The organism is Flavobacterium branchiophilum NBRC 15030 = ATCC 35035 (assembly GCF_002217205.1).
GTDB lineage: Bacteria > Bacteroidota > Bacteroidia > Flavobacteriales > Flavobacteriaceae > Flavobacterium > Flavobacterium branchiophilum.
In genome coordinates, this window is sequence record NZ_MUGT01000045.1 from 23,077 (window position 1) to 24,187 (window position 1,111).

Genomic DNA, 1,111 nt, shown 5'->3' on the forward strand with positions numbered 1-1,111 from the left:
AATATATTTGGTATAAGAAGCAAAAATTTTGCGGTTTTATGGTTTGATGGCGGTGTCTTTGAGAGTTGTTTGATCGAGCAATGAACACAAGGTGCCGTGTGCTCGTGTTCACTTTTTTAGTATTTTTGTTTTCAAAAGGGGTTCCATTTCGATTTTTTTTGAATAAATGGGGGCATTGTGATAAATGTTACAGTCTATTGTTTTCTATTGGTACATCTTTGCATCATCAAATTTTAAGTTTTCAAAAATCATGGAATATATAGGTTATTTTGCATCCATTTTAATTGGTGTTGCTTTAGGATTAATTGGTGGTGGTGGGTCTATTCTTACAGTGCCTGTTTTGGTATATTTATTTGCCATCGAGCCTGTTGTGGCAACTTCTTATTCGCTATTTATTGTTGGTTTAACAAGCGGAATTGGCTCTATTGGCTATTTTAAAAAAGGTTTGGTAAACATCAAAACGGCTATTGTATTTGGTATTCCGTCTATCATTGCTGTTTTTATGACTAGGGCTTTTGTAGTGCCGGCCATACCAAAAGTAGTAATGACTTTGGGCAGTTTTGTGGTTACTAAAAGCATTTTGATGATGTTGTTGTTTGCTGTATTAATGATTGCGGCTTCGTATAGTATGATAAAAAAAGACAACAACAACAACAATGAATCAACTACTGCTACTGAAGAACAAAAATTTAATTATCCCTTAATTTTGATAGAAGGTATTGTTGTGGGTACACTTACAGGTTTGGTGGGTGCTGGCGGTGGTTTTTTAATTATTCCTGCCTTGGTATTGCTTAGCAAATTGCCCATGAAGGAAGCCGTTGGTACATCGTTGGTTATTATTGCAGCCAAATCGTTGATTGGATTTTTTGGCGAAGGCGAGGGAGGCGTTATCGACTGGCCATTTCTGATGACCATTTCTGTTTTTGCTATCATTGGTATATTTATTGGTACGGCACTTTCTAAAAAAGTGGATGGAGCAAAATTGAAACCTGCATTTGGTTGGTTTGTATTGGTTATGGGAGTATATATTATAACAAAAGAATTATTTTTTGGAAAATAATCGGCTTTTGTAACAAAAGTTACATAACGATTAATCGAGTTATTTACATAA

At 35.0% G+C, this 1,111-nt stretch carries 1 protein-coding gene; it reads left to right on the forward strand.

From position 1 onward, the window contains the following. The first annotated feature begins 250 nt into the window (after positions 1 to 250). Complete coding sequence (locus B0A58_RS06085) at positions 251 to 1,060, forward strand: sulfite exporter TauE/SafE family protein (RefSeq protein ID WP_089080300.1); 810 nt, start codon at positions 251 to 253, stop codon at positions 1,058 to 1,060. The last annotated feature ends 51 nt before the right edge of the window (positions 1,061 to 1,111 follow it).

Coding starts and splice junctions, on each gene's coding strand:
- B0A58_RS06085 (WP_089080300.1), top strand. CDS start 251: ATGGAATATATAGGTTATTTTGCATCCATTTTAATTGGTGTTGCTTTA.